General features: G+C 51.8%; 1 protein-coding gene. It reads left to right on the top strand.

Going from position 1 to position 251, the window contains the following annotated elements:
* The coding region (locus tag Q4563_RS21405; RefSeq protein ID WP_303605958.1) for a helix-turn-helix transcriptional regulator at window positions 1–251 on the top strand (251 nt) is incomplete at both ends.

Consider the following 251-nt stretch of genomic DNA (forward strand, 5'->3'; position numbering starts at 1 on the left):
GCAGTATTCACATCAACGATCTGGAGGCATTGACCGGATATACCACGCGCTCACTGCAGCGGCAGTTCCGGGCCGATATGGGCATGTCACCCAAGGCATTCAGCCAGATTATCCGTTGCCAATCGGCGGTTTACGACATCAATCACAGTGATCAGGTAGCCTTTTCTGACTTGGCATCCGACCTCGGTTTCAGCGACCAATCCCACTTTTCCAGAGAATTCAAAAAACAGGTGAACACCACGCCTCTGGAT

The organism is Gilvimarinus sp. 1_MG-2023 (assembly GCF_030548285.1).